Origin of the sequence: Paenibacillus brasilensis (genome assembly GCF_009363115.1) — a bacterium.
In the GTDB taxonomy this organism is placed as follows: Bacteria; Bacillota; Bacilli; order Paenibacillales; family Paenibacillaceae; genus Paenibacillus; species Paenibacillus brasilensis.
The window spans coordinates 2,833,441-2,857,407 of the sequence record NZ_CP045298.1 but is presented as its reverse complement, the minus strand read 5'-3'; the positions used below and the strand labels follow the sequence as shown (position 1 = coordinate 2,857,407).

Annotated in this window: 26 protein-coding genes and 1 tRNA gene; 10 read left to right on the top strand and 17 right to left on the bottom strand. The window is 47.0% G+C overall.

Annotation, left to right across the window (positions count from 1 at the left end; translation table 11 throughout):
• Nucleotides 1-155: 155 nt before the first annotated feature.
• Nucleotides 156-485, bottom strand: coding sequence for a hypothetical protein (locus GCU48_RS13390; protein WP_152380326.1), 330 nt, complete (start codon nt 483-485; stop codon nt 156-158).
• A gap of 143 nt (nt 486-628) precedes the next feature.
• Here GCU48_RS13390 and GCU48_RS13385 point away from each other — a divergent pair, with 143 nt between their 5' ends.
• Nucleotides 629-997, top strand: coding sequence for a VOC family protein (locus GCU48_RS13385; protein ID WP_152380325.1), 369 nt, complete (start codon nt 629-631; stop codon nt 995-997).
• Here the strand turns inward: GCU48_RS13385 and GCU48_RS13380 are convergent.
• The 3 genes from GCU48_RS13380 to GCU48_RS13370 form a co-directional block, all read right to left on the bottom strand.
• Complete coding sequence (locus GCU48_RS13380) at nt 982-2,646, bottom strand: CoA-disulfide reductase (protein WP_152380324.1); 1,665 nt, start codon at nt 2,644-2,646, stop codon at nt 982-984. The two genes, GCU48_RS13385 and GCU48_RS13380, sit on opposite strands and share 16 nt — an antisense overlap.
• Nucleotides 2,647-2,804: 158 nt before the next feature.
• Nucleotides 2,805-4,097, bottom strand: coding sequence for a homocysteine synthase (locus GCU48_RS13375; RefSeq protein ID WP_152380323.1), 1,293 nt, complete (start codon nt 4,095-4,097; stop codon nt 2,805-2,807).
• A gap of 152 nt (nt 4,098-4,249) precedes the next feature.
• Nucleotides 4,250-4,888 carry a flavin reductase family protein gene (locus tag GCU48_RS13370; RefSeq protein WP_152382155.1) on the bottom strand — a complete coding sequence of 213 codons (639 nt, stop codon included), beginning with the start codon at nt 4,886-4,888 and terminating at the stop codon, nt 4,250-4,252.
• Between the two features lie 107 nt (nt 4,889-4,995).
• Here GCU48_RS13370 and GCU48_RS13365 point away from each other — a divergent pair, with 107 nt between their 5' ends.
• Nucleotides 4,996-5,685, top strand: coding sequence for an ArsR/SmtB family transcription factor (locus tag GCU48_RS13365; protein WP_152380322.1), 690 nt, complete (start codon nt 4,996-4,998; stop codon nt 5,683-5,685).
• Between the two features lie 9 nt (nt 5,686-5,694).
• On the opposite strand, the gene GCU48_RS13360 is transcribed toward GCU48_RS13365, so the two are convergent.
• A complete protein-coding gene (locus GCU48_RS13360) occupies nt 5,695-6,300 on the bottom strand; it encodes a dienelactone hydrolase family protein (protein ID WP_152380321.1) in 606 nt (201 codons plus the stop codon).
• An 84-nt stretch (nt 6,301-6,384) separates the two neighbouring features.
• On the bottom strand, nt 6,385-6,618 hold the full coding sequence (locus GCU48_RS13355) for a hypothetical protein (RefSeq protein WP_152380320.1): 234 nt from the start codon (nt 6,616-6,618) through the stop codon (nt 6,385-6,387).
• Between the two features lie 268 nt (nt 6,619-6,886).
• On the opposite strand from GCU48_RS13355, the gene GCU48_RS13350 reads away from it, so the two are divergent.
• Nucleotides 6,887-8,020, top strand: a complete 1,134-nt coding sequence (locus tag GCU48_RS13350) for an SPRY domain-containing protein (RefSeq protein WP_152380319.1) — start codon at nt 6,887-6,889, stop codon at nt 8,018-8,020.
• A gap of 98 nt (nt 8,021-8,118) precedes the next feature.
• On the opposite strand, the gene GCU48_RS13345 is transcribed toward GCU48_RS13350, so the two are convergent.
• Both GCU48_RS13345 and GCU48_RS27950 read right to left on the bottom strand, forming a co-directional pair.
• A complete protein-coding gene (locus GCU48_RS13345; RefSeq protein WP_152380318.1) occupies nt 8,119-8,415 on the bottom strand; it encodes a DUF2500 family protein in 297 nt (98 codons plus the stop codon).
• 85 nt (nt 8,416-8,500) lie between these two features.
• Complete coding sequence (locus tag GCU48_RS27950; RefSeq protein ID WP_152380317.1) at nt 8,501-8,695, bottom strand: hypothetical protein; 195 nt, start codon at nt 8,693-8,695, stop codon at nt 8,501-8,503.
• Nucleotides 8,696-8,986: 291 nt separating this feature from the next.
• Here GCU48_RS27950 and GCU48_RS13335 point away from each other — a divergent pair, with 291 nt between their 5' ends.
• The gene (locus GCU48_RS13335; protein WP_152380316.1) at nt 8,987-9,604 is read left to right on the top strand and encodes a hypothetical protein; all 618 of its coding nucleotides are present in this window, start codon (nt 8,987-8,989) and stop codon (nt 9,602-9,604) included.
• Between the two features lie 558 nt (nt 9,605-10,162).
• A complete protein-coding gene (locus tag GCU48_RS13330; RefSeq protein WP_152380315.1) occupies nt 10,163-10,477 on the top strand; it encodes a hypothetical protein in 315 nt (104 codons plus the stop codon).
• Nucleotides 10,478-10,680: 203 nt separating this feature from the next.
• On the opposite strand, the gene GCU48_RS13325 is transcribed toward GCU48_RS13330, so the two are convergent.
• From GCU48_RS13325 to GCU48_RS13315, 3 genes are all read right to left on the bottom strand, one after another.
• The gene (locus GCU48_RS13325) at nt 10,681-10,794 is read right to left on the bottom strand and encodes a sporulation protein YjcZ (RefSeq protein ID WP_152380314.1); all 114 of its coding nucleotides are present in this window, start codon (nt 10,792-10,794) and stop codon (nt 10,681-10,683) included.
• Nucleotides 10,795-11,123: 329 nt separating this feature from the next.
• A tRNA-Thr gene (locus GCU48_RS13320) sits at nt 11,124-11,195 on the bottom strand.
• Nucleotides 11,196-11,269: 74 nt separating this feature from the next.
• On the bottom strand, nt 11,270-11,617 hold the full coding sequence (locus tag GCU48_RS13315) for an MTH1187 family thiamine-binding protein (RefSeq protein ID WP_025715986.1): 348 nt from the start codon (nt 11,615-11,617) through the stop codon (nt 11,270-11,272).
• A gap of 536 nt (nt 11,618-12,153) precedes the next feature.
• Between GCU48_RS13315 and GCU48_RS13310 the strand changes: the two genes are divergently transcribed.
• A complete protein-coding gene (locus GCU48_RS13310) occupies nt 12,154-14,487 on the top strand; it encodes a ribonucleoside-diphosphate reductase subunit alpha (protein ID WP_152380313.1) in 2,334 nt (777 codons plus the stop codon).
• Between the two features lie 20 nt (nt 14,488-14,507).
• Nucleotides 14,508-15,539 (top strand): ribonucleotide-diphosphate reductase subunit beta, encoded by a 1,032-nt coding sequence (locus GCU48_RS13305; protein WP_152380312.1) that lies wholly within the window; start codon nt 14,508-14,510, stop codon nt 15,537-15,539.
• 152 nt (nt 15,540-15,691) lie between these two features.
• Here GCU48_RS13305 and GCU48_RS13300 read toward each other — a convergent pair whose 3' ends face one another.
• The gene (locus GCU48_RS13300) at nt 15,692-16,528 is read right to left on the bottom strand and encodes an HAD hydrolase-like protein (protein ID WP_152380311.1); all 837 of its coding nucleotides are present in this window, start codon (nt 16,526-16,528) and stop codon (nt 15,692-15,694) included.
• A 264-nt stretch (nt 16,529-16,792) separates the two neighbouring features.
• On the opposite strand from GCU48_RS13300, the gene GCU48_RS13295 reads away from it, so the two are divergent.
• Nucleotides 16,793-17,287, top strand: coding sequence for a hypothetical protein (locus GCU48_RS13295; protein ID WP_152380310.1), 495 nt, complete (start codon nt 16,793-16,795; stop codon nt 17,285-17,287).
• Here GCU48_RS13295 and GCU48_RS13290 read toward each other — a convergent pair.
• The 4 genes from GCU48_RS13290 to GCU48_RS29165 form a co-directional block, all read right to left on the bottom strand.
• The gene (locus GCU48_RS13290) at nt 17,271-18,983 is read right to left on the bottom strand and encodes an NAD(P)H-hydrate dehydratase (protein ID WP_152380309.1); all 1,713 of its coding nucleotides are present in this window, start codon (nt 18,981-18,983) and stop codon (nt 17,271-17,273) included. The genes GCU48_RS13295 and GCU48_RS13290 overlap by 17 nt on opposite strands.
• A 33-nt stretch (nt 18,984-19,016) precedes the next feature.
• Nucleotides 19,017-19,649, bottom strand: a complete 633-nt coding sequence (locus tag GCU48_RS13285; protein WP_152380308.1) for an NAD(P)-dependent oxidoreductase — start codon at nt 19,647-19,649, stop codon at nt 19,017-19,019.
• A gap of 142 nt (nt 19,650-19,791) precedes the next feature.
• Nucleotides 19,792-20,124, bottom strand: coding sequence for a GNAT family N-acetyltransferase (locus GCU48_RS29170; protein ID WP_370881014.1), 333 nt, complete (start codon nt 20,122-20,124; stop codon nt 19,792-19,794).
• A gap of 53 nt (nt 20,125-20,177) precedes the next feature.
• Entirely contained in the window at nt 20,178-20,306 is a 129-nt protein-coding gene (locus GCU48_RS29165) for a hypothetical protein (protein ID WP_370881013.1), read from the bottom strand.
• A 143-nt stretch (nt 20,307-20,449) separates the two neighbouring features.
• Between GCU48_RS29165 and GCU48_RS13275 the strand changes: the two genes are divergently transcribed.
• The gene (locus tag GCU48_RS13275) at nt 20,450-21,412 is read left to right on the top strand and encodes a hypothetical protein (RefSeq protein WP_152380307.1); all 963 of its coding nucleotides are present in this window, start codon (nt 20,450-20,452) and stop codon (nt 21,410-21,412) included.
• 239 nt (nt 21,413-21,651) lie between these two features.
• Nucleotides 21,652-22,608, top strand: a complete 957-nt coding sequence (locus GCU48_RS13270) for an ArsR/SmtB family transcription factor (RefSeq protein ID WP_152380306.1) — start codon at nt 21,652-21,654, stop codon at nt 22,606-22,608.
• A gap of 107 nt (nt 22,609-22,715) precedes the next feature.
• On the opposite strand, the gene GCU48_RS13265 is transcribed toward GCU48_RS13270, so the two are convergent.
• Nucleotides 22,716-23,768, bottom strand: a complete 1,053-nt coding sequence (locus GCU48_RS13265; protein ID WP_152380305.1) for a lactonase family protein — start codon at nt 23,766-23,768, stop codon at nt 22,716-22,718.
• Nucleotides 23,769-23,967 lie beyond the last annotated feature (199 nt).

Genomic DNA, 23,967 nt, shown 5'->3' with positions numbered 1-23,967 from the left:
TTTCTATTGATCGTCATCATCGTCGTGCTGATCGTTGTTTTGCTTATGAAAAGACGCAGATAAGCCTAGACATCCCACCAGTTAAAAAATATACAAAAAAAGGCTTTCGGTTATATCACCGAAAGCCTTTATTCAACTGAAGTTCTCAAGCTGAATTACACCTTATTCTTCTTGCTGTATCTAATAAAAGCAATCACAAGCGCAACGACAAACAATATTCCGCTGACTACCCATGTTGTCAGAAATGCCATACCCAAACCAACATTCGCCCCCATCGTCGGGTGCTTCATTGTATTCAACATCGAGCCCTGCATCATAAATATGGTACAAAATAAAACAACGGGCGCCAAAATAATCGTGCTTGCCGTCTTCCGGCTACCTGATACTGCGATCACGCACAGCGCAGAGATCACCAAGATCACCCAATATATAACTGCTTCCCAAATCATTGAAGTGCCCACCTGTTCGACCTCTTTTCTATCCATTCATAAATGTCTCTTCCATTGTAACAGACGTCACACAGTGAACCAAGCCATTTTTGATAAGAAAAGGGGTAATTCCAATGGATATCGTAAATAATGTATAGTAGTAGAAGTCCTCTATCAAAGGCATGAAAGGAAATGATCCCATGAGAAGTGCAAGTCCTTATATCATTGTTAACGATGTGCAGCAGACGATTGATTATTATCAATCTGTTTTAGGTGGAACAATCAAAGTGCTGAATAAGCATGAAGGCAAGCTTTTACACGCTGAACTGCATCTCGGTAACAGTCATATTCATTTTTCCGATTCCTACGGTAAACCGCTGAAATCACAGCCTGTACAAATCATTCTCGACTGTGAGAGTGAGGAGGAGCTTAAACGTGTTTACCACGCACTCGCCGAAAAAGGCACCATCACCGTAGAACTGCAGGATACCTTCTTTGGTGCGCTGCATGGCCAAGTCACGGATCACCTGAATCAGATTGGATGGGTAATGAACTATTTCAAGAGATAGGCACGCTTAGCCATAACCGAATACGTCTTGTAGCCGCCATCAACATTTCTTACCGAATAACCGTGCTGAGTCAAAATTCTGGCTGCTAGATAGCCGCGCAAGCCGACCTGACAAGATACAGCGATCTCCCGATCACGCGGGATTTCCGACATTCGATCTCTAAGCTCAGGCAAGGGAATATGAATAGAACCTAAAATGCCTCCAGCCTGTAGCTCCACCTGATCCCTGACATCTATAATCACACCGCCATTGCGGTGAAAATCGTCAACCTCATGCCACTGTAGTGTTTGGACGAGTCCATCCATGATATTGGAAGCCACGTAACCAGCCATATTCACAGGATCTTTGGCCGAAGAATAAGGAGGCGCGTAGGCAAGCTCAAGGTCAGCCAGATCACGGACGTTCAGATTGCCGCGAATCGCTGTCGCAATAACGTCAATTCTTTTGTCTGCTCCATCGGCTCCAACAGCCTGTGCTCCGTAGATCATACCTGTGTCTGGATTAAACAGCAGCTTGATGGCAATGGGCGATGCCCCGGGATAATAACCTGCATGCGAACCGGGATGAATATGAATCGCTTTATAGGGAACGCCCAGCCGTGACAAGGTTTTTTCGTTATTTCCTGTAGAGGCTGCGGTCAATGCAAAGACCTTAATGACGGAAGTCCCGAGCGCGCCATCATAGGAAATGGCTTGACCGTTAATATGATCTGCCGCCAAACGCCCCTGCCGATTGGCTCCCCAAGCCAGCGGCACCATGGTCGCAAATCCGTGATTGCGGTCTTTGACCTGGATAGCGTCCCCTACCGCATAAATGGCCGGATCGCTGGTTTGCAGCTGGCCATTTACCTGAATGGCCCCGCGAAAACCAAGCTCCAATCCGCTTTGCTTGGCCAGCTCATTTTCAGGAACAACACCAATTGCCAGAATAACCATGTCTGTCCGAAGCATATCGCCTGAAGTCAAGCGAAGCTGTGTTCCCTGGTCTTCAAAAGCCGCGACTCCTTCCTCTAAACGTATCTCCACCCCGTTCAGCTTCATATGCTGCTCTACCAGCTTGGCCATTTCAGGATCTAGCGGATTAAGCACTTGCTGTCCCATGTCAACAAGGGTCACCGCAAGGCCGCGTTCCCGCAAATTGTCGGCCATCTCCAGCCCAATAAATCCACCACCGATCACCGTGGCATGTTTGGGCTGGCTTTCATCTACAAATGTCTTAATGACGTCCGTGTCATGAATGTTTCTTAACGTAAATACATTCGGAGCTTCATGTAAGCCGGGAATGTCTGGTATCATCGGTTTGGCTCCTGGCGATAATACCACAATGTCATACGACTGCTCACCCGTCTCTCCTGTCGTCATGTCACGGAAACGGACGAGCTTATGCTCGCGGTCTATTTGCACCACTTCGTTCAGCACCCGCACATCTATGTTAAAGCGTTCTCTAATCCCCTGAGGTGTCTGGACAAACAGCTTGTCACGCGCCTGAATCGTCCCGCCAATATAATAAGGAAGACCGCAATTTGCAAAAGAAACATGCTCTCCGCGTTCAAATAAAATAATCTCGTCTTCCTCATTCCATCTCCGCAATCTCGCCGCAGCAGAAGCTCCGCCTGCTACCCCGCCAATAACAACTATTTTTCTGCCCATTCCTTCGCCCCCTTGTATACCTTATAGGGTATACAATATACCCCCATAGGTATATTGTCAACGCAAAAAAGGTGGAGGATATCCCCCACCTGACCAACCCCTGAATCCTGCACGAATGCCTCATCACACTCGTCAACCAAACCCATAACGATCATTGTCTACTGTTGACTGGCTGCGATCGCTTGCTCCAAATCGTACAAAATATCTTCAATCGCTTCTGTCCCAACCGATAGACGCAACAGCTCCGGTTTGACTCCAGCAGCAACCTGTTCCTCCGCACTAAGCTGCTGGTGCGTTGTGCTCGCCGGGTGGATGATCAAAGACTTGGAATCGCCCACATTAGCCAGATGGGAAAATAGCTTCACATTGGCGATCAGCTTGCTTCCCGCCTGACTCCCGCCTTTGATGCCAAAGGTCAGGATCGCCCCCTGCCCTTTAGGCAGGTATTTTTGGGCTAGCTCGTAGGATGGATGGCTCGGCAATCCGGAGTAGCTGACCCACTCCACATCCTTGTGGCTTTCGAGATACTGCGCTACCTTCAGTGCGTTCTGACTATGTCTCTCCAGCCGCAGATGGAGCGTCTCCAGGCCTTGCAGCAGCAGCCACGAGTTGAATGGTGAAATAGCCGCTCCCAAGTCACGCAGCAATTGCACTCGCGCTTTGATAATATACGCGATCGGTCCCACCGCCTCGGTATACACGACCCCGTGGTAGCTTGGGTCCGGCTCGGTCAGTCCCGGGAAACGGCCGCTCGCTTTCCAGTCAAACCTGCCGCTGTCCACGATCACACCGCCTATAGATGTACCATGTCCACCAATAAATTTCGTGGCCGAATGCACAACAATGTCCGCTCCATATTCGATAGGTCGCAATAAATAGGGGCTCGGAAACGTGTTATCCACAATCAGCGGAATGCCATATTCGTGTGCAATCGCCGCAACAGCTTCTATATCCAGCACATTACCCTGCGGGTTGCCAATCGTTTCCGCAAATATAGCCTTCGTTTTCTCCGTAATGGCTTTGCGGAAGTTCTCCGGGTCATCCGAATTGACAAAATGTACCTTAATGCCCAATTTCGGCAATGTAGTAGAAAATAGATTATATGTACCGCCATACAGGCTGGAGGCCGATACAATTTCATCTCCTGCTCCTGCAATGTTCAGGATGGAAAAGGAAATCGCTGCTGCTCCCGAAGCCGTTGCCAACGCACCAGCTCCTCCCTCCAGAGCTGCAATCCGTTGCTCGAACACATCCGTGGTCGGATTCATCAGACGCGTATAGATGTTGCCGAACTCTTTGAGTGAGAACAAATCAGCCGCATGCTCCGCATCCCGAAATCCATACGAAGTCGTTTGATATAGCGGAACGGCACGGGCAAAAGTAGTAGGATCAACTTGTTGTCCGGCGTGGACAGCGAGAGTTTCAAATGACAGCTTGCGTTCTTCTGACATGGTTATTTCCTCCCTTGTTATACGTGCTGTATGAATCGTCTCTTCCTGTATGCGTAATCATGGATGATTTTTCAATCATTCTCGCACAAAATGAATCATTTGGGAAGATAATTCTCATTATTCGGGTAGGAAATTATTATTTTGTTGAATCATCAGGTTTCGGAGCGGAAGGTTTTGCCCAAATGGTCACCCAAACCAAAATAATGGCGGAAATTATAGATGAGAGGACTCCACTTGGTCGGATCAATATGGTTTTCTCCTAGAAGCTTATTCTGGTGAACATGTACCTGCACAGCCTGAGTTTCGACGATCGCAAAATAAGAAACGTGGTCAGGAATGCGGATATGTCTCACCTCAGCTTCAATCTGAATAGGACATTCCCTGATTCGGGTGGGCTTGACCCTAATAGATTCAATCGGAGTTAATCCGCTAATCTCATACTTATCTTTTTGATAGGTAAATCCATTTTGCTTCTTTTCCGCCGGTACAGGATTTTTGCCTGTATAGGGAGCCAAGCGTTCTACATTCTCCCACATAGAAGGCCCCGGAACGTTGATGACACATTCAGGATGCCGTTTCATATTTTCGAACGCTTTCCCGGTTATTCCAATGCCTAATACCAGGCAATCGCCCAATGCCCATGAGGAGGAGATGGGGCTAATATTTACAGTGCCGTCCTCATTCAATGTATTAAGCAAAACGACAGGTGTCCCGTAATATAAAATGCTTGGGTTAATCGTCTTCATGTCTGGGCTAAGATTCATCTGATTTATTTGATTAATTGGATTCATTTGGTCCATCATCCCTTCTCCTTCTGTTCATATCTGCCTCCTTATTGTAAAATGAAAACATTTCAAGCTTCATCGAAGTATGAATTACAAAGGGGGATAACTGTGCCATGAGCACCAAATCCAATGTAGCCATGATTGCTTCTCTCGTGAGCGAGCCTTCCCGTGCTGCCATACTTACCGCTTTATTAGACGGCAGGTTCCATACGGCAAGCGAATTGGCCCATATGGCTGGTATTAAACCGCAAACGGCCAGCTTTCATTTATCTAAAATGATCGAGGCACAAGCCGTTACTGTGGAAAAACAAGGACGCCATCGCTATTTCGGCATACAAAATCCTGAGGTTGCCTGCGTGATGGAGTCACTTTTATCCATAGCTCCACCCGTTCAAATTAAATCGTTCAAACAAGCCGCTGAAAACGAGGCCATACGGTTGGCAAGAACTTGCTACGACCATCTTGCAGGTCATTTAGGCGTACAAATCATGAATTCTTTGATGCAAAAGGGGATTCTGTCCGAGGATCAGGACGGACTTCACATTACCGGAAAAGGAGAGGCTTTCTTTGCAGATTTCCAGGTTGATCTTACACAAACGAGACAAAAACGCCGCTCCTTCTCCCATAAATGTCTGGATTGGAGTGAACGGCGTCACCATCTAGCCGGTGCCTTGGGCAGCGCCCTTTTGGACAGATTATTGGCCTTACACTGGATTGAACGTCTGCCCACGACCCGGGCGATACGCGTTACAGCAGAAGGTAAGAGAGGCTTTAAAGAACTATTTTCAATAAACATCGGCTAGATTAGCTACTCATGAAAGCGTCCCTTTTTCTAAAAAAGCCAGCATTTCATTTAACGATTTTTGAGCTGAATGGACATTGTATCGTGAAGAGTACGGGTCACTGAATCCATGTTGTCCGTTATATTGGTATGCTCTGACATTATGGCGGTGATCTAAGGTAGAAATTAGCTCACCTACATCAAAGGATGGCTCCTCCTGTGGGAAAAATAGCAGTGTTGGACATTGTGGGGTCACTTCCAAATAATTTCTAATACGTGAGCCATAAAATCCTACGAGGCCATCGACACATTGCTCTTCACTACACAGCCAGGCAATCGTTGCCCCTATGCTAAATCCGACGATAAATATTTTGTCATAGCGATCTCGAATGCTTAATAATAAATTTTTAATTTGTGATGATGCGTGGGTAAAGCCTACATTGTCCACAAAATTTTGGTAGGCAGCTTCCTCTTGTGAATAGTCAAAGGGGGCTTGTCTTTCCAATAAATCTGGACAAATCACGTCATAACCCTGATCCGATAATAATCTGCACATATGCTGTATGTGCTGGTTCATTCCGTAAATCTCATGCAGCACTACGATTATAGTGTCCGACTTTTGTTCAATGCTTATCATGGGCTGTGTACCTCCAACTCCTTTTATTAGGAACATTATATCCATTCCAATGATCCTGGTATATATTGTTTTTAAGTTATTAGGTCATCCTGCGTTTTCACCTGATACTAGGTATACCCGAAACTCGAAATGGTCTCGCCTAAAAATTTTACCCGCAATCTTGACCGATTCCGGCGTAATCTTCTCTACTACTCCACCATAATCCTCAAACGTTACGCGTAATTCCTCATCAATAGATACAACGTATACGTGCAACTGAACCAAAGCAGCTCCAAACAATTCCATGTCAGTATTTAATATTTTAAATGTGCGATTCATGACGATCACCTCCACAAATTCATTCGGTAGATCATATAAGGTTTCCTTCTACGATAATCATTTGACTAACAGCGGTACTGAAATACGCTTTAATTTCACTCAATTTAATGCCAAGTACCTTTTTATACATTATCGACGACCTACGTACCTCAAAAATTTAAATTCCACTATAGATCTTATTTTGTAATATATATAATTTAATGTTTAGACAATTTTCCCAATAGAGTTTTATAATTCCCTTGTTATTACATATATTTAGGAGGAAGTCATGAAAAATATTATATTCAAAAAACTAGGAACTATGATGCTAGCCCTGCTCATTGGAGTTACCGTGTTCTCCTTGTTCCCTACCGTTACAAAAGCTGAGACTACAAATGTAACTTGGACAAATGGATCTTTAGTTAGAACTCTCACGAAAAGTAATGAATCTGAGAAAGCAACTACAGGAAAAACCTCAGGTAAATGGTACTGGGAAATAACTATAAAGGATAATTCTTATAGTACTTCGGCATCTGCCATAGGAATTACTGGAGAAACAGATACATTACCGTCAACCTCATGGGATTTAATTTTAGACTATGGATACACCCCTGAATTATTTATTAAAACAAAAAATACATCAAACATTCTTAAAAGAACTAGTTTTGGTAAACCGTTCGTCGACAAAGACGTGATTGGTGTAGCTCTAGATTTGGACAACGACAAGATCACATGGTATAAAAATGGGGTTTCTCAAGGAACAAACAGTGCAAAACCTTCAGAGCTTGTTGGATCACAAGTGTTCCCAATGATTATGAGTGGTTCATCGCAAGAAAGAACGCTTACTGCTAATTTTGGAGCCAGTTCCTTTAAATATCCGATTCCTGAAGGGTTTTTGCCTTACCAAGATTCAGGTTCATCTACAACACCTGATCCATCTACAACACCTGGGTCATCTACAACACCTGATCCATCTACAACGCCTGGATCATCTACAACACCTGGATCATCTACAACGCCTGATCCGTCTACAACGCCTGGGTCATCTACAACACCTGGATCATCTACAACGCCTGATCCGTCTACAACGCCTGGGTCATCTACAACACCTGGATCATCTACAACGCCTGATCCGTCTACAACGCCTGGGTCATCGGATTCAGATGGATCCTCACAACCTACCGGCGATCGTGCCATCTTGGTTGTAACAATGGACAATGGATTTGATAAGGAATTTGATCTGAGTAAAAAAGAATTGAATGCCTTTATCGCTTGGTATGACGCAAAGGATGCTGGTAGAGGAGCTTCATTTTTTTCCATTGATAAACATTCCAATAACAAGGGTCCATTCAGCAATCGAAAAGATTACGTAATTTTCAATAAAATCCTTACATTCGAAGTAAGCGAGTATTCGACTAAATAAACAACAAAGGACTCCGTACTGGTTACATACCAGCGAGAGTCCTTTGTTACGTCTGGTCTAAATTCAATTCATATCAGTTTCCCAGTAAAGTTTATTAATCAAGAAACAACTCTTTCTACTCTTAACATTTTGCGTTGTCTTATTACATTAACTGTGTCTCCAACAACTATAATCCCATATTCACTTTCATCTACTTCTAGCTCTTCTCTTTCCCCATTTTCATACTCACAAGTAAAAAAATAATCTTCAGAGGGCGAATCATTTTCTAACCTTACACGTTTATCAAGAACTATTGCTCGACGAATTACTTTCGGTGCTCTTCTGTCACGCCTAGCCGATATCCAGAGCGAGAAGAACAAAATAAAAAGCACAGCTAGAAAACCCATTAAGGCCATCAACTAGAATCCTCACCTTTTTGACAACTCATTGCGTATATCATATCGGGATAACTAAGGCATTTATTTACATCTGCATAAAGCACTACATACTTACTCTAAACTCAAACTGCCCTCTCATATAATACATTCCTGATATTTTAACTGACTCCGGAGTAAGCTTTTCTAATGGACCACCATAGTCCGCAATATCTACCATATCATAACTCAACGGTTGGACTACATATACTCTTACCTCGCTTAATGCTGCTGCAAACAGTTCTATATCTGACTTTAACACTTTATATGTATGGTTCTTGCTATCACCTCAGGATAAGTATTCGGTGAATTGTTCGGTAATTCCTGCAACGAAAAAAGCTCTGCCGACCATAAGGTTAGCAGAGCTTTTTTTATAATGAGAGCAGTGAGGGTTATCTCTCGGCTCTTTTTTTGTTATCCCCATACCTCTTGAATCACAAGGGTATCATCAGGCTTGTAGGTACTTGAAAATTATAGAAATACGTAATTGACATATGGTAAATAGTTCTATATTGTGGGATTATGCGGTAAATCAAAAAAGGAGGATTTGGTAATGGAAGTGGACGCTATTGAAAAAGACCTACTTAATGTTGAAGATTTAGACGCAATAGTACATTACATTAGGATGTGCTATACCTCAGGGGATTGGGAAAGACTCCTAAAACTAACTGAACATCTATATAATTGTGCCAAGTCAAACTATGATATGATGCTAAACAACACACACGATAATTTACATAATAAGCAGTTAAAACAACCCCTTGTGTTTTATTACGGATACAGTCATCTGATGCGTGGTGTCGCACACCTTAAGTTACAAAATTATGCAGCCACCAAGGACTGCATTGAAAAATACGCAGAACTTGGTTGGTTTAACAAGTTAGACAAAGATGGGCTTGAGGTGGTGGATAACTTCAAGCTTTTAGCTAAATTGAACGAGTACGAACTAATGATGTTTGAGGGCAACAGGCATATTATTGCTGAGTATATAAGGTTTTTGGAAATATCGCCAGAAGACGATTGGCTTCCGGCGCATGTCAGTATTGTAGAAGCAGCTCTACAACATGGGTGGGACATTGACTCAGAGCTAGAAGCAACGAGTCAGCATAGTGCATCGTTTGTCGAGCTGGAGGATTACGGAAACATTTTTCAATTCACTCCTACCACTTAGCTTTGTATCAACTTAGAAAAGACAAGTTTGTCGATGCATTAAATTGCGTATTACAGGCATTAGAATCCTCTGTTATAATCGAGGAAGGAAAATATTTTAAACGCTGTATAGCTCTATTCGAGTCGTTTAGAGGTTTTGCTACTCCAGACCAAATTAAGCAGTTCGAAGAGATGTTTAAAATTATTCTGGAAGGGGAACTGAAAAATGAAAAAGGCATTTGTTACCTTGGCAATCGTATTAGGTCTGATCATCAGCACACCGCCCATTAATACGGGAGCTGGTTCAATTACACCCACTAGTCATGGAATATTCTAATAATTTTTTATTATCAATAACGACTCTTATGAGGGTCGTTATTTTTTATTTTGTGAATATTGGGGAACAAATATCGAAAATTGGTCTGCTGCCAGAGCTTATGATCCGAAAATCATTATTTCCAACGATCCAGATAAAATTGAACTGAAATAAGTATAAAGTTTAAAAATAACAATAGTCAGGAACATTACATTATTTCTAGTGTCCTGACCATTGTCATTTTATTGAGAGGGGATAACCGAAATGGTAGATATTGAGAAGGTGAGAGAGCGCAAAAAGTTAAGATTAGATATACTAGGAGAACTATACCAGCTTTGGTTTAGTGGCGGCGAAATCAGCATGTCTGGTACAAAACGTGACATATATCAAGAGCGAAATACCGAACGCCACTTAGCTTTCCACTATCTTTTGTCTATGGGATTTATAGATATTACACCTATGGGTGGCAAAGGAATGGATGAAGTATTGTCGATAAGTATTACTGTTAAGGGGATCGAATTTTTGGAATCTAACTTGGAAGATGAACAAAAAATTGATGTAAATATATGTGAGCAATAGCAAAAAAAACACCCTACCAGCCAAAGCCGATAGGGTGTACACTCGTTTTAAGCAGCTTTATCATCTTTGACCATTTGTATATCTTAAACACTAGTTCTACAAGCCCGTTGCTGACAATCCGGCTAGGCTGCTCATTGGATTAAACCTTTTACCATCCTTGAAAATGATTGAAGTGATATTATTCAACAGCCCTTTTTACAAAATTAAACCCAAATTGATTTAGTGATGATAACCAACAGGATAAAGAGCACCAAAATTGCCGCTGTAGAAGTCCACATACCGCCAACACCTGCACCTGTATCTCCATATGCACCCATGGCTTTAACCTCCTTTATTTGTCCTCACCTTAATATATGTATAAATACGTTCTGTGATAGGGCAAGCAGGTAAATAAAAAACACCCCGCCGACATTAAGCCAGCAGGATGTTACCGATGCTTTCGGATTACACAACGACGTCCGTATGTGTTGAGGCAATAATATTCTTCCTCCGTTTTATGGGATCCAATAATAGGAGAGCATATTAACACCAAAAAACCACTTTACTAGACTAAAGGTTAGAAGAATGTTAGAAAAATGCTCACTCCAACAAAAAAGCGCGACCTCCAAAAAGCTTGGAAGCCGCGCTGTGCTTGAGTTTTATAAGATGCTGGTGAAGGGAATTGAACCCCCGGCCTACGCATTACGAGTGCGTTGCTCTACCCCTGAGCTACACCAGCGAGTCAGTATAAGCTGACAACAAAAACTATTATACTCTTACTTACATAAAAATCAATGACTTACATTCATTTTTTCAACTAGGATTTGGATTTAATTCGGTCACATTCGCTATCCCTGTGCCGGACAGTTTATCTGCTACGGAACGGAGCTTTTGACGGCTGGAGGAAGGCTTGTCGCGACGGTCGTCGATTTTGACCGAGGTGGAGACGCGCTTGGCCCCTGACAGGAACGGCGCTTCGTGCAACGCTGCAATGGCGGTAAACACATCGTCCAACGAGCCTTCAATAATCGTACTCATAGAGGTAAGCTCATAGGTAATTCCTTTTTGCGTCTTTAACACTTTTTGCATTTGGGCAACATAGTCGCTCAGGCTGGTACTTCCCGTCCCAATTGGGATTACAGTCACTTCCGCGATGGCCATCGTGGTGTGCCTCCTTTATTTTTGAAATTACACTTCACTTTTTAGAATCTAAAAACACTATCCGATAGAGCAACCTTATTCCACATTAAGGCCATATGTATGCTGAGACGCTGATTGTTTCTGAAAAAAAACTCTCTATCATTCATTGTACCGTTCACACAGCCTCAATTCAAATACAGTCCGCGTTTTCCCTGCATATTTTGATTTTCCATTCCTTTTCCTTTACGTATGGCTTCGAATGTTGCTATAATACTCCTTGCACTTATTTGAAATTTTAAGTTTATAAACACAATATGTTGGGTTAAATATTCATAACACTTCTAAATATAGTGATGCAGCCGATAAATTGCATGGGAACCAACTTTCTCCTCCTTCATTGGCAAGCGCATCGCTATTTCTACGTTATGGGATTACATACAGCCTCAAAATGCTGTCTGAACCATCGCTTTTTTCATTATTTTCTTTGTCAACATGATCATCTTCATGCCTATTCCCTAAGTAAGTATTCCAAATCAGGAAAGCGAGGAATTAATCCTATGCCACAACTCGTAACAAAACCAAACAATCGCCAGCTGGCTTTTGATGAAATACGCATTTCCGTATATGCCGACCGTGTACTCAGCGGATTGGACAAGCTGGATAAAGACCGCCTCATTCGCGGTGTAACCAGCAAGCTGCGCCGGGACGAGGTCACGGGAGATGAAATCAGCAACGCGTTTGCGATGGCTGCCCTTGAACTGGTAAGCAAGGAAGAACCGGACTGGAAATTTGCCGCTGCGCGTGCTTTGCTCACTTCCTTGTATAAAAAAGCGGCGACTCACCGCCGTTACAAATCCTATGCAGACGAGCCTTACGGCGCCTTCTATCCATTGATCACAGAGCTGGTTGAAAAGGGAATCTACCGTCAGGAATTGCTCGATTACTATACTAAAGAGCAAATTGATGAGCTGGGTGCTTCCCTTTTGCCGCAAAATGACCTCCTGTTCGATTATATCGGGCTGCTGACGCTGTCTGAGCGCTATTTGGCGAACGACTTTGACGGACGTGTGATGGAGTTGCCGCAGGAACGCTACATGATCATCGCGATGTACCTGATGCACAAGGAGCCTGCGGACAAGCGTATGGAGCTGGTCAAGGAAGCCTATTGGGCGATGAGCAACATGTACATGACCGCTGCTACACCAACGATGTCCAATGCGGGAAAAAAGGTGGCCGGACAGCTGTCCAGCTGCTTTATCGACACGGTAGACGACTCGCTGGAAGGTATTTTCGATTCCAATACCGATGTAGCCCGTCTCAGCAAAATGGGCGGCGGCATCGGCGTATACCTCGGTAAGGTACGGGCGCGCGGCTCCGATATCCGCGGACATAAAAACACAAGCTCGGGTGTTATTCCATGGATTCGCCAGCTGAACAATACGGCCGTCAGCGTAGACCAGCTGGGTACACGCAAAGGCGCGATTGCCGTTTATCTGGACGTATTTCACAAGGACATTCTCGCGTTCCTTGACCTGAAGCTGAACAACGGTGATGAGCGGATGCGTGCACATGATGTGTTCCACGGCGTATGTCTGCCCGATCTGTTCATGGAGCGGGTCGAAGCACGTGGCGAATGGAACCTTTTTTGCCCGCATGAAGTGAAGAAGGTCATGGGCTGGAAGGACGAAAAGGGCCGCCCATTGGGGCTGGAGGATTTTTACGATGAAGCTTTCGGTTCAGGCTCCTTCCGTGAGAAATATGAGGAAGCGTCGCAGCATCCTATACTTTCCCGCATCACGGTGCCTGCGATCGACATCATGAAACGTCTGATGAAATCGCAGCTGGAAACCGGTACACCGTACATGTTCTACCGTGATACGGTAAACCGGGCCAACCCGAACCGGGCCCATGGCATGGTATATTCCTCCAACCTGTGTACGGAAATTATGCAAAACCAGTCTGCGACTGTGGTAGAAAAAGAGGAACTGGTCACCAAGGACGGACAAACACGCATTGTCATTTCCAAAATCCCTGGCGACTTCGTTGTCTGCAACCTGAACTCCATCCATTTGGCTCGCGCCGTTCCGGCAGGGGTACTGGATCGTCTCGTACCGATTCAGGTACGTATGCTGGATAACGTCATTGATATTAATAATATTGAAGTGCTGCAAGCACAATATACGAACAGCCAATACCGCGCAGTCGGTCTGGGCACGTTCGGTCTTCATCACCTGCTCGCACTCGAAGGCATCCGTTGGGAGTCTGATGAAGCGGTAACCTATAACGATCATTTGTATGAAAAAATCAACTATTTGGCTGTTAAATCCAGCATGGAGCTGGCAAAGGAAAAAGGACGTTATGCCAAATTTGAGGGCTCTGACTGGTCAACCGGGCATTATTTCACATCCCGTGGCTATACGGACGGTACGCGTGAAGGCAAATTCGTCACCTCGTCCGAGTGGAGCGAGCTTGCAGAAGAAGTGAAACAAAACGGCATTCGCAACGCATGGCTGTTCGCCATTGCACCTAACGGTTCCACGTCAATTATTGCAGGTTCCACTGCCAGTATTGATCCATTGTATGAGCTGCTTTCCTATGAAGAGAAGACAACCTACAAGATTGCCAATCCTGCACCGGACTTGAATGAAAAGACAATCTGGTACTACAAAACGGCCTTCCTGCTGGATCAGCATGCTTCGATCAACATGGCATCTGCACGTCAGCGGCATATTGACCAAGGCCAAAGCTTTAACCTGTATGTACGTCCTGACATTAAAGCTACGGAATTCCTGGCACTGCACATCCATGCCTGGAAATCGGGTATGAAGTCGACCTATTATGTACGCAGCCGCGCACTGACGATTGAAGAATGCGAAAGCTGCGCATCCTAAACTAAAGGAGAGAATCTCCCATGCAGTTACAAAAGATTTTTAACACGGAAGCGCCTAACCGCTCTACCCGTATTATTGAAGGCGAAAACTCCGGCATTCTGAACTGGAACGATATTCGGATGCCGCATATGTACAAGCTGTATAAAGTGCTCCTGCTGAACCACTGGATTCCGGATGAAATTCCGATGTCCAAGGACGCGTCCCAGTTCCCTTTACTGGATGGCGAAGAACAGCGTACATTCAAAATTAACATCGGTCTGCTGGCTGTGCTGGATTCCATGCAAACGATGTTTGTTGGAGATGTAAAACGCTATTTTACCGATTCCTCGCTGGAAGCGATCTCGGCCATTATCGGGCAACAGGAAGTGGTGCATAACCAGTCCTACTCCTACGTTCTGTCTTCCTTGGTATCGGAGCAGGAGCAAAAGGAAATTTTCGAATACTGGAAAAACGATCCTGTCCTGCTGGAGCGCAACACCTTCATTTCTGACATTTATCAGGAATTCCGCGATGAGCAGAATCCGCAAACCTTTTTCCAGGCGATGGTAGCTGATTTGATTCTGGAAGGTATTTTCTTTTACAGTACATTCGCTTTCTTCTATAACTTGGCCCGTGACCAAAAAATGATGGCCACCAGCCAAATGATCTCGTATATTCAGCGTGATGAAAATCAGCATTGCTACTTCTTTGCCGAAGTGTTCAAGCAGCTATTGGCTGATTTCCCTGAGCTGAACACAAAGGAAAATACCGACTATGTTTACCGTATGATCAACCGTGCAGTGGAGTTGGAAACGAACTGGGCGCATTATACGCTCAAGGAGGTTCGTGGCATCGACTTGAACGAGCTGAGCGATTATATCAAATATATGGCAAATATGCGCCTGAGACTGCTTGGTATGGACAAAGCCTATGAGGACGTAGATGTAAATTGTATGCCTTGGATCAAGCCATTCTCGGATGAAGCGCTGAATGCGACAAAAACAGATTTTTTTGAAGCAAAATCACGCAATTATGGCAAGGTCGGAGACGACAACGGATTTGACGATTTGTAAGTAACAAAATGCAGCCTTAACTCGGTATTTACCGGGTTAAGGCTTTTTGGCATATAAAAAACCGTGGGATAGGCATATGACCATTCCATAAGAAGTTCACCTTCGTCGGGTATGGCGCATACATATAACTTAGAACTGTGTATTGAGGCACTTCAAGACGGGGGCATCATCGCTGTTTTTACCTGCTTCGTATAAGAGGGATAGCCTCCCGTGTGCTGGAGCATTTCGATTTCACGTAAAATGCGCGGCAAGTCACCGATCGAGTTCATGACGATATGGGCTCCTGCCCTTTTTAAACCGTATACGCTCTGTCTGCGTCGTTCCTCAGCCACTCTGTCGTCTATTTCAGGGCTGCTTGTTTGTGCCGCGGTTAACGCACTTTTGTTCTGGTTCAATACACCTACCGTCCATACGCCGGCATTCCTTCCCTCTTGCATATCGGCTGCCGTATCTCCTACTTTCACAATATCGCTGAGCGGAAATACCTGCAAGCGATGTGCAATATCGTAGATCATCCACGGATAAGGACGTCCCTGCGACACTTCACAAGGGGCTACTATACAATCCAACGTATAAGGTGACTGGGCAGGCGTGAAAATAGGACCTAGCAGCTCCATCGGGCAGGCTGTGGTGGCACCCGACTGAATACGACGATCCTGCAATTCATGCAACGCCTTGTCTATGCCGATCGCGGGCTCAGCCCCTTGAATCAAGGAGCGAAGAACAGGGACAAGCTCAAGATAAATATGCTCAATATCTGTCCTTCCGGGATGTGTACCGAAGCACTCTAACCACTTTTTCCGAACCTCTGAAAGTCCCAGCACATTGGCAATATGATCACGGATCGGCAGCCCTCGCCCATGTGATACCTGCTCTTCGGTTACTTGTACACCCTTCCATCTGAAAATATCAAGCATTCCCTGGATCAGGCCCCGCCCTCCGGGGTCCAACAATGTACTTTCAAGATTAAAAATAACCGCCTGTATCATGCAATCCCCGCCTCTCCGTACCGCGGCTATCCGCAATCTTTATTACCTTGATATTTGCATCATTGGTCTCACTTGCTCGCAAGGTACAACAAATAGACGGAAACCATTCACTCCGATCTATCTCTTGCTGACTAAAAATTACTATTAGGAATATGATACACAGCTAACGTAAACTGAAATGCCGTAAACCGTAAGCGGATTGTAATAGAAATTAATTCCTTTATTGGTTGTGGATTACCGAGTGTCATAAGGAGGAATCGCAACATGAGACAGCCTTGGAATGAATTTAATTCCAAAATGCCTTGGCGAATGGAGCTAGGTTGTTATGCGCTGAACAAACTGGCTTGTGGGGGATTGGTGTTTGGCCTCATATGGATGTATTGCTATCTGGCAGAGGAAATAACAGGACTTCCATCTACTATAGCAGGCAATAGCGGTGAGCTGACCGCGCAGTTGTGGGCCTACGGCTTTGCCCTTCCAGCAGCTCTTGCTGCCGATGCACTGCACAATTTTTTACCTTGGCTGCGAAAGCCCGAGCAGCTCAGCCTGTACTTTGCCGCAGGATTCAGTATCTTTCTCCTGCTTGGTACTGTGATGTCGCCTGCCGGAGCAGGCATTTCATGGAGCAACGGCATAGCTGGTGCAGCCATCACACTGCTGTACTATGGAGGAAGACACTGGCTGAACCGTGAGTATGAATTACAGATCATACTGGCCTTCCTCCTGCCGCTACTCCTATGGCCTATAGGGCTTCAATGATGTCACCGGCCACCACAGCAGCGGGATGCTGGCGATGACGCGCGGCTGTTTCTCCAGCCACGCCATGCAGGTACACGCCAAAGGCAGCTGCCTGCGAAGCGTTCAGGCCTTGGGCCAGCAAGCCTGCAATAATACCTGTCAGCACATCGCCTGCGCCGCCTGTGGCCATCCCGGCATGGCCTGTCGTATTGATGTAGGCTGCTCCGTCAGGGCAGGCAATGACGGTGCGGGCTCCCTTGAGCACCAGCGTAACCCCGCGTGTCCGGGCATATTCCCGGGCATGGGTGATGCGATCGCGCTGCACCTCTGCTGTCGATATGCCCAGCAGACGAGCCATTTCGCCAGGGTGCGGTGTTAGCACAACCGCCGCGCTTCTCCGCTTCCAAGCCTCCAGCTCAGGCCCTGCAGAGGCAAGGATGTTCAGGGCGTCCGCATCGAGCACGAGCGGACCATCGTACTCCTCCCACAGGCGGCGCAGCCAGCCGGTGTCCGCCGTGAAGCGCCCCAGGCCGGGACCGACGGCTAGCACATCGCGCGCCTGCGCAAGCTGTAGCAGCTCGTCCGCAGAGTCGGCGTTCCATTCGCCGTCTCTCCCCGTTGCCGCCGCAGCGAGCATTAGCTCCGGCGCGGCGCCGATCACGTGCGGCAGCAGCGCTTCAGGCACTGCCCACGTCACCAGGCCGCTGCCGATCCGCAGGGCGGCACGTGCGGCCAGCAAGCCTGCGCCGCTCATGCGCAGGCTTCCGGCCGCGACAAGAACGTGCCCGTAGGTGCCCTTGTGCCCGTCCGGCACGCGGCGGCGGCTTATGTCCACGTTCAGTGCTTCACGCAGCGTGTCGCGAGTCAGGAGACGCAGCTGCACGCCGCATTCGCGGGCAAGACCGGGCGGAATGCCGATGTAGCGTACCACTACCTCGCCTGCGGCCTCGGCGCCCGGGTATTGGACAAGCCCGCGCTTCAGATAGGCGAGGCATACGGTGACGCACGCACGAATACACGGCTCGTGCAGCGCACCTGTGTCGGCATCGAGGCCGCTAGGCACGTCTACCGACACAAGCGGCGCACCGCTGGCATTGGCCTGGCGGATCAGCGAGGCATAGGGCTCGCGCGGCGGGCCCTGCGTGCCCGTGCCCAGCAGGGCATCGACGATGCCTGAGGCGCCGCGCAGGTCGAGGGCATCCCGCCCGTAGACGATGACCGGGATGCCCAAAGCCGCGATGACATCACGGCCAGCAGCCGCCTCGCCGCGCAGCGTATCCGGTGAGTCGGCATAGACAACGGTGACGTGCAGGCCGGCATCGGTCAGATGACGGGCTGCAACCAGTCCGTCGCCCCCGTTGTTGCCTTTGCCCACGAGGATATACCAATGCTCCCGTTGCCATACAGCATGGCGCCCGTGACTCCACGGCTCCACCCGAATGACCTCCCGGTGACTTAGCAGATCCCCCGGGCCTGTCCGGGAGACCTTTTCTGTCGCCCGCCACCTGAACACTTCAGCGCTGTCAGCATCGCAGGTTTGATTTTCCTGTTCTTCCAATCTCCCATTCCCTGATCTGCTTTTCATAGCACAGAGCTTTAATACTTCGTCAGCTACTGCGCGCCCGGCATTTTCCATCAACGTGAGGGCCGGGATACCCAGCTTGTCAATCGTATACCGATCCAGTTGCCGCATTTCATCGGCAGTCACCATATACATACTTTTCCCCTCCCGGATTGCCGTACTTATGGTTTAATACCCAACCGTAAAACGGGAATTGACAAATTCACCCGCAACCAGCTCATCAATCAGCGCTACCGCATAATCCTCTACCGAGATACGACTGTGGCCCAGCTCGTCAACCACCAAATGATCCAGGCCAATGCGGAAATGTCCTGTACGTTTTCCCGATTCGATAATTCCCGCCGGACTGCAATACGTCCAATCCACATCGGCAGCGCGATACAGCTCAAGCGCCTCAGCATGTGCAGCCGCAAGCGGCTTGACTTCTTCGGGGAACTCGGCGGTATCCATCAAGCGTTCACCGTTTTCTGTGATCAGGCTTCCGGCTCCACCAACTACAAGTATGCGTTCCACACCGGAACGTCGAGTGCCTTCCAATAAAGACCGAGTGGCTTCGAGCAATTCTTCCTCGGCTCCAAATGTGGGGCCGTAGGCGCTAATGATAGCATCGTGCCCTTTCGCCACCTCCGTAACTGAATTTGGATTTAAAATGTCCGCTTGAACGATCGCCAAATATTCGCTTTGCTCCGTCACCCGCTGCGGGTCGCGTACCGCCGCCGTCACCTCATATTTGCGCTTGATCGCTTCCTTGACTAATGCTTGACCAATCGTTCCTGTTGCTCCGAAAATAATAACCTTCATCGTCTCTTGCCTTCTTCCTATAATTTACTAAATAAGTTGAACTTATAATCAAGGGAGATACCCGGGACAAAGGCGATCGCTCCACTTGTACAGCACTCTTCCGTCTACTCCGTTCCCTGTGTACACTTTTTTATTTCAGCTACTATATTATTGGTTCCGGAAAATTCGATTCCAGTCGTTCCAGCTTACAGCCCGCCCGGCTGTCGCCAGTACATCCCTTCTGACCCGGACTGACAGGTTGAAAGCCGAATTGCGCATACAAACGGTCAGCCGGTTTATCCGCAATCAGTGTCGCAAAGCTGCCCGCCGGAACTTCTCTTCTTAAATACTCCGTAATCTCTTCCATAAGCTTACGTCCATAACCCTTTCCCTGATGTAAAGGCTTGACAGCAATATCAGTAACCAGAAAAAACACACCGCCATCACCGCTTACCCGGCCCATCTTGATCAATTCCGGTCCAAGCCGCAGTGTCACGGCAAACAAACTGTTCGGCAGGCCCTTGGCTGCCGCCTCTTCCGTAATTTGCGTTAAGCCAGCTTGCTTACGTAACGCCCGATACTCCTGAACGGATGGATGGTGTAATCCACACGAAGCTCTACGTACGGTTGATTCGATGTCTTTTGATGTTCTGTGGCAATATCTATATTTTTATTCATGCTGAATCTCCTCCCCGGCTAGTAATCTTGTCTATTTTACCAAAAAATACTTCATATATCTTGGTCAGATACAGACAAGCCCTTGAAATGCCTGCGCGGTCTGTGCAATAGTGTAGGAAGAACTATGGAAGGAGGGATTGCGGGTGTCCCCGACGGACTTCGCGGCCTTAGCCGCATATATCTCACCCGGTCTGATTGCTTTTCTGCTGGCGTTATCCCTGCTGGTATGGCTGTATGTTCACAGCGCAGCCCAGCTTCGCAATTCTCGTCAGCAGCGGCTAAATGAATTACAGGAGTCGCTACGCATCTACGGGCGATTAGCAGGCTGCCTTCAAACCTCTACCCAGGACGGCAGCAGCAACGAAAAGCAGCCCCATCCGAACGGACTGATTCATGCTCTTCAGGAGGCGAAGGCCGCTCCCTATTTGACTCCTCACTTACAGGAGCAGGTGCAGGCATCGCTCCGGGAAGGCGATGCTTTCCGCAGGGAACTGCTTCTCAAATCCCTGGAGCGCGAAATGAACAAACTGATCGAGGAACGGCGGCTTGTTTTGCTGGAGTCACATGCACCGAGCTGGGGAACAGCTTTATGGAAGCTGCTTCGTCCCGCAGCCGGCCCGTTGGCGCTGGTCGGGATCGTTTGGCTGATCTCACGGCTGCTTGTGGAATTGGCCTCGTACAGCAATGTCGATAGCAGCCTGTCCAATAATGCGCCGTCTGCCTACTGGCTTATAGGATGCACATGGATGAGATTCGTATCCGGTTTGATCGCGCTGCTGTATCTATATCGGCTGATGACCTTGCGCAGACAAAATGATTTGGACGTAACGGCTTCCCATTTTCCAACAAGCCTGTTGTCCATGGTGATCGCCGCTGTTGCTGTGTTTCAATGGATCGGACCGGAGGCTTCTCCTTATATACTGGCTGTACAGCTTGTGTTGTTTTTGATCGGCTTCCGGCTCACCCGAGGTCGTTCACGGAGTGATCGTCCTTATGTCGGTCATCCTGGCCTGATGAAGACGGATTCAGCTCATCAAGCGGGGCATACCGCAGACAAGGATAGAACATCTGATTCTTCTTTGGCAGAAGAACATACCCGATATTAACCTTCTATAACCATATACCCACATCAGGACATCCCGACAAACAGCGAGTGGTTTAGGGATGTCCTGTTTTTTGAACGATTTTGGACTTTTTGAGGGGTTAGGCTTGTGCCAGCAATCAAGGAAAGGGTATATTGTTTATACAAATGTAAATCATAACGTTTTTTATGTATGAATATTAAAAAAATCCATATATGTTAAACTACCATCAATTTATGATGTGCGTTAGAATTGGAGGAACTATGCAACTGGACATTTCTGAAAAATCACTTCCCGTATATGAAGCGCTGGCCAGTGAGGTTCGGCTGAATATGATTGTTCTGCTTGCGGAGAAGCCTATGAATATACGTGAGCTGGCGGAAGCGTTGGGACTTAGCAGTGCGATTATGACCATGCATGTCAAAAAGCTGGAGAGAGCGTCCATTATTTCGACCAAAATGCTGCCTGGGCGTGGTGGAGTTCAGAAGGTGTGCTCGCTGGCTACGGACAAAATTGAGATCGCTATGCCACGCTATCAGCAGGATGTACGGCAATTTCATCAGACCGAGATTTCCGTCGGGCACTTTACGGATTTTGAAATTCAGCCGACCTGTGGATTGGCTACCGTCGAGAAAATCATCGGAGAATTCGACGAGCCTCGTTCATTCCTGGCCCCTGAGCGCTTTAACTCCAAAATTCTGTGGTTTAGTCAAGGATATATGGATTATAAGGTACCTAATTTCCTGCTGTCCAGCCAAAAGGCCGAGGAGCTGGAAATTTCAATGGAGCTATCGTCCGAGGCGCCTTTTACCAATGATAATTGGCCTTCAGACATTACTTTCTTCCTGAATGATGTCAATCTGGGTACTTGGACCAGCCCCGGGGATTTCGGGGATAATCGTGGTAAATACACGCCCGCATGGTGGCCAGACTTTATTAATCAATACGGTTTGCTCAAAAGACTTCGCATTACGTCCGAGGGTACCTTTATGGACGGCAAGCAGATATCCGATGTGACTTTAAGCCAAGTCCTGATTGACCAAAAGCAATGGAAATTCCGTATTGCCATATTGGATAATGCCCAGCATGTTGGAGGAGTAACCCTGTTCGGTACCGGATTCGGTAACTACAATCAGGATATCCTGTTCCGCTTGTACTACAAGCCTGCCGAAAACCACACAAAAACAGCAACGGTTGAAGCCGGGGAGCCTGGTAAATAGCTCTCCATTTGGTTCAAAACCTGAAACACGGCGTTGTGCCCCATGTCTTTCATGGAAGCAAAATGCCGTGTTTTTCTATGCTCTTTTACCATGTTCTGTAGCTATGGCTACCGTGTAGGCTCAATGCATACAGGAGAAGGAACCTCCAGTACATAGCCCGTTCGTGTCAATCGACCATCTTCATCGTGGATAGCAAAAGATACAATGTTATTTCCATCCTGATTCGCCACCACCAGATAACCTGACAGGATGTTGAAGTTACGTGGCGTGCCACCGAAGGTTTCGACCCACTCGATTGTCTTCAGCTTGCCAGTGACCTGATCGACATGGTACAGCACTATGCTGTCATGTCCCCGGTTTGACACATACACATAACGTCCACAGGCTGTAATCCGGATATCTGCGGCTGTATTTTCCACATCAATCACGCCTTCCGGTAGTGTAGACAGGCTTTGCAGCAATGCAAGCTCACCATTACGTTCATTGTAGCCAAACACAGCAACGGTATTGTTTAGCTCATTGGCGACAAAAGCATAGGGACGTGAAGGATGAAATACCAGATGGCGCGGGCCGGAGCCGGACGGCAAAACTGCTTCACGGTGGGCCACCAATTTTCCATCCTCTGTCAAACGGTATACTACAATCCGATCCAGGCCCAGATCACATACCAGAGCATACTGCCCTGAAGGATCAGGAATAATCGAATGTGGATGCGCCGCATCCTGGCGGTCCTGACGAATACCTGAGCCGGTATGCTGAACCTGTCCCGACATGTCCCCCAATCCTCCAGCTTCCATCGCCGGGAATACAGCGGCATTCCCGCCTGAATAGTTAGTGGCCATCACATAACGTCCATCCGCTGTTACGGACACATAGCAGGTGTGTGCTCCCTTGGTCCCTTTTCGATCTACCAGATGCAGCTCTCCTGTCCGGGCATCTACCTGATACGCATACAGCTCACCTTCCCCTGTCTCACTGGCAGCATACAGCTTCGAACCATCCGGATGCAGGGCTAAAAAAGAAGGCCGCTCAATGCCCTCTACACCGCCAATCATGCGCAGATCACCGTTTTCAATATCCAAAGCGCATACATAAATCCCTCTTTCATTTCGAGATGCATAAGTTCCTGTATAAAATAACTGCTCACTTCGTTCATCCATTCGGCTCACGCCTCCCTCCGATTGCTGCGTTGTCTTGCATTATTACCCATCATCGACTCCAAAGTACACATCTAGACGAAAAAATATAAATAGGTAACCATCACCGTAAGATGTTGTTGCACGCTTTGATTCTCTTTACACAAACTTCTCGTTTTGTTATATTGTTAAAGTTAATTGTCAACCACATTAAACTCAATTT

What these genes read in the sequence shown, in the direction of transcription:
- GCU48_RS13370 (WP_152382155.1), bottom strand. Translation starts at nt 4,888, where the DNA reads ATGAATCCAATTAATCAAATAAATCAGATGAATCTTAGCCCAGACATG.
- GCU48_RS13350 (WP_152380319.1), top strand. Translation starts at nt 6,887, where the DNA reads ATGAAAAATATTATATTCAAAAAACTAGGAACTATGATGCTAGCCCTG.
- GCU48_RS13375 (WP_152380323.1), bottom strand. Translation starts at nt 4,097, where the DNA reads ATGTCAGAAGAACGCAAGCTGTCATTTGAAACTCTCGCTGTCCACGCC.
- GCU48_RS13300 (WP_152380311.1), bottom strand. Translation starts at nt 16,528, where the DNA reads ATGATACAGGCGGTTATTTTTAATCTTGAAAGTACATTGTTGGACCCC.
- GCU48_RS29165 (WP_370881013.1), bottom strand. Translation starts at nt 20,306, where the DNA reads ATGAATAAAAATATAGATATTGCCACAGAACATCAAAAGACATCGAAT.
- GCU48_RS13360 (WP_152380321.1), bottom strand. Translation starts at nt 6,300, where the DNA reads ATGATAAGCATTGAACAAAAGTCGGACACTATAATCGTAGTGCTGCAT.
- GCU48_RS13295 (WP_152380310.1), top strand. Translation starts at nt 16,793, where the DNA reads ATGAGACAGCCTTGGAATGAATTTAATTCCAAAATGCCTTGGCGAATG.
- GCU48_RS13290 (WP_152380309.1), bottom strand. Translation starts at nt 18,983, where the DNA reads ATGTATATGGTGACTGCCGATGAAATGCGGCAACTGGATCGGTATACG.
- GCU48_RS13270 (WP_152380306.1), top strand. Translation starts at nt 21,652, where the DNA reads ATGCAACTGGACATTTCTGAAAAATCACTTCCCGTATATGAAGCGCTG.
- GCU48_RS13330 (WP_152380315.1), top strand. Translation starts at nt 10,163, where the DNA reads ATGGTAGATATTGAGAAGGTGAGAGAGCGCAAAAAGTTAAGATTAGAT.
- GCU48_RS13315 (WP_025715986.1), bottom strand. Translation starts at nt 11,617, where the DNA reads ATGGCCATCGCGGAAGTGACTGTAATCCCAATTGGGACGGGAAGTACC.
- GCU48_RS13325 (WP_152380314.1), bottom strand. Translation starts at nt 10,794, where the DNA reads ATGGGTGCATATGGAGATACAGGTGCAGGTGTTGGCGGTATGTGGACT.
- GCU48_RS13305 (WP_152380312.1), top strand. Translation starts at nt 14,508, where the DNA reads ATGCAGTTACAAAAGATTTTTAACACGGAAGCGCCTAACCGCTCTACC.
- GCU48_RS13390 (WP_152380326.1), bottom strand. Translation starts at nt 485, where the DNA reads ATGGATAGAAAAGAGGTCGAACAGGTGGGCACTTCAATGATTTGGGAA.
- GCU48_RS13355 (WP_152380320.1), bottom strand. Translation starts at nt 6,618, where the DNA reads ATGAATCGCACATTTAAAATATTAAATACTGACATGGAATTGTTTGGA.
- GCU48_RS13365 (WP_152380322.1), top strand. Translation starts at nt 4,996, where the DNA reads ATGAGCACCAAATCCAATGTAGCCATGATTGCTTCTCTCGTGAGCGAG.
- GCU48_RS13335 (WP_152380316.1), top strand. Translation starts at nt 8,987, where the DNA reads ATGGAAGTGGACGCTATTGAAAAAGACCTACTTAATGTTGAAGATTTA.
- GCU48_RS13310 (WP_152380313.1), top strand. Translation starts at nt 12,154, where the DNA reads ATGCCACAACTCGTAACAAAACCAAACAATCGCCAGCTGGCTTTTGAT.
- GCU48_RS13380 (WP_152380324.1), bottom strand. Translation starts at nt 2,646, where the DNA reads ATGGGCAGAAAAATAGTTGTTATTGGCGGGGTAGCAGGCGGAGCTTCT.
- GCU48_RS13385 (WP_152380325.1), top strand. Translation starts at nt 629, where the DNA reads ATGAGAAGTGCAAGTCCTTATATCATTGTTAACGATGTGCAGCAGACG.
- GCU48_RS13285 (WP_152380308.1), bottom strand. Translation starts at nt 19,649, where the DNA reads ATGAAGGTTATTATTTTCGGAGCAACAGGAACGATTGGTCAAGCATTA.
- GCU48_RS13345 (WP_152380318.1), bottom strand. Translation starts at nt 8,415, where the DNA reads ATGGCCTTAATGGGTTTTCTAGCTGTGCTTTTTATTTTGTTCTTCTCG.
- GCU48_RS13265 (WP_152380305.1), bottom strand. Translation starts at nt 23,768, where the DNA reads ATGGATGAACGAAGTGAGCAGTTATTTTATACAGGAACTTATGCATCT.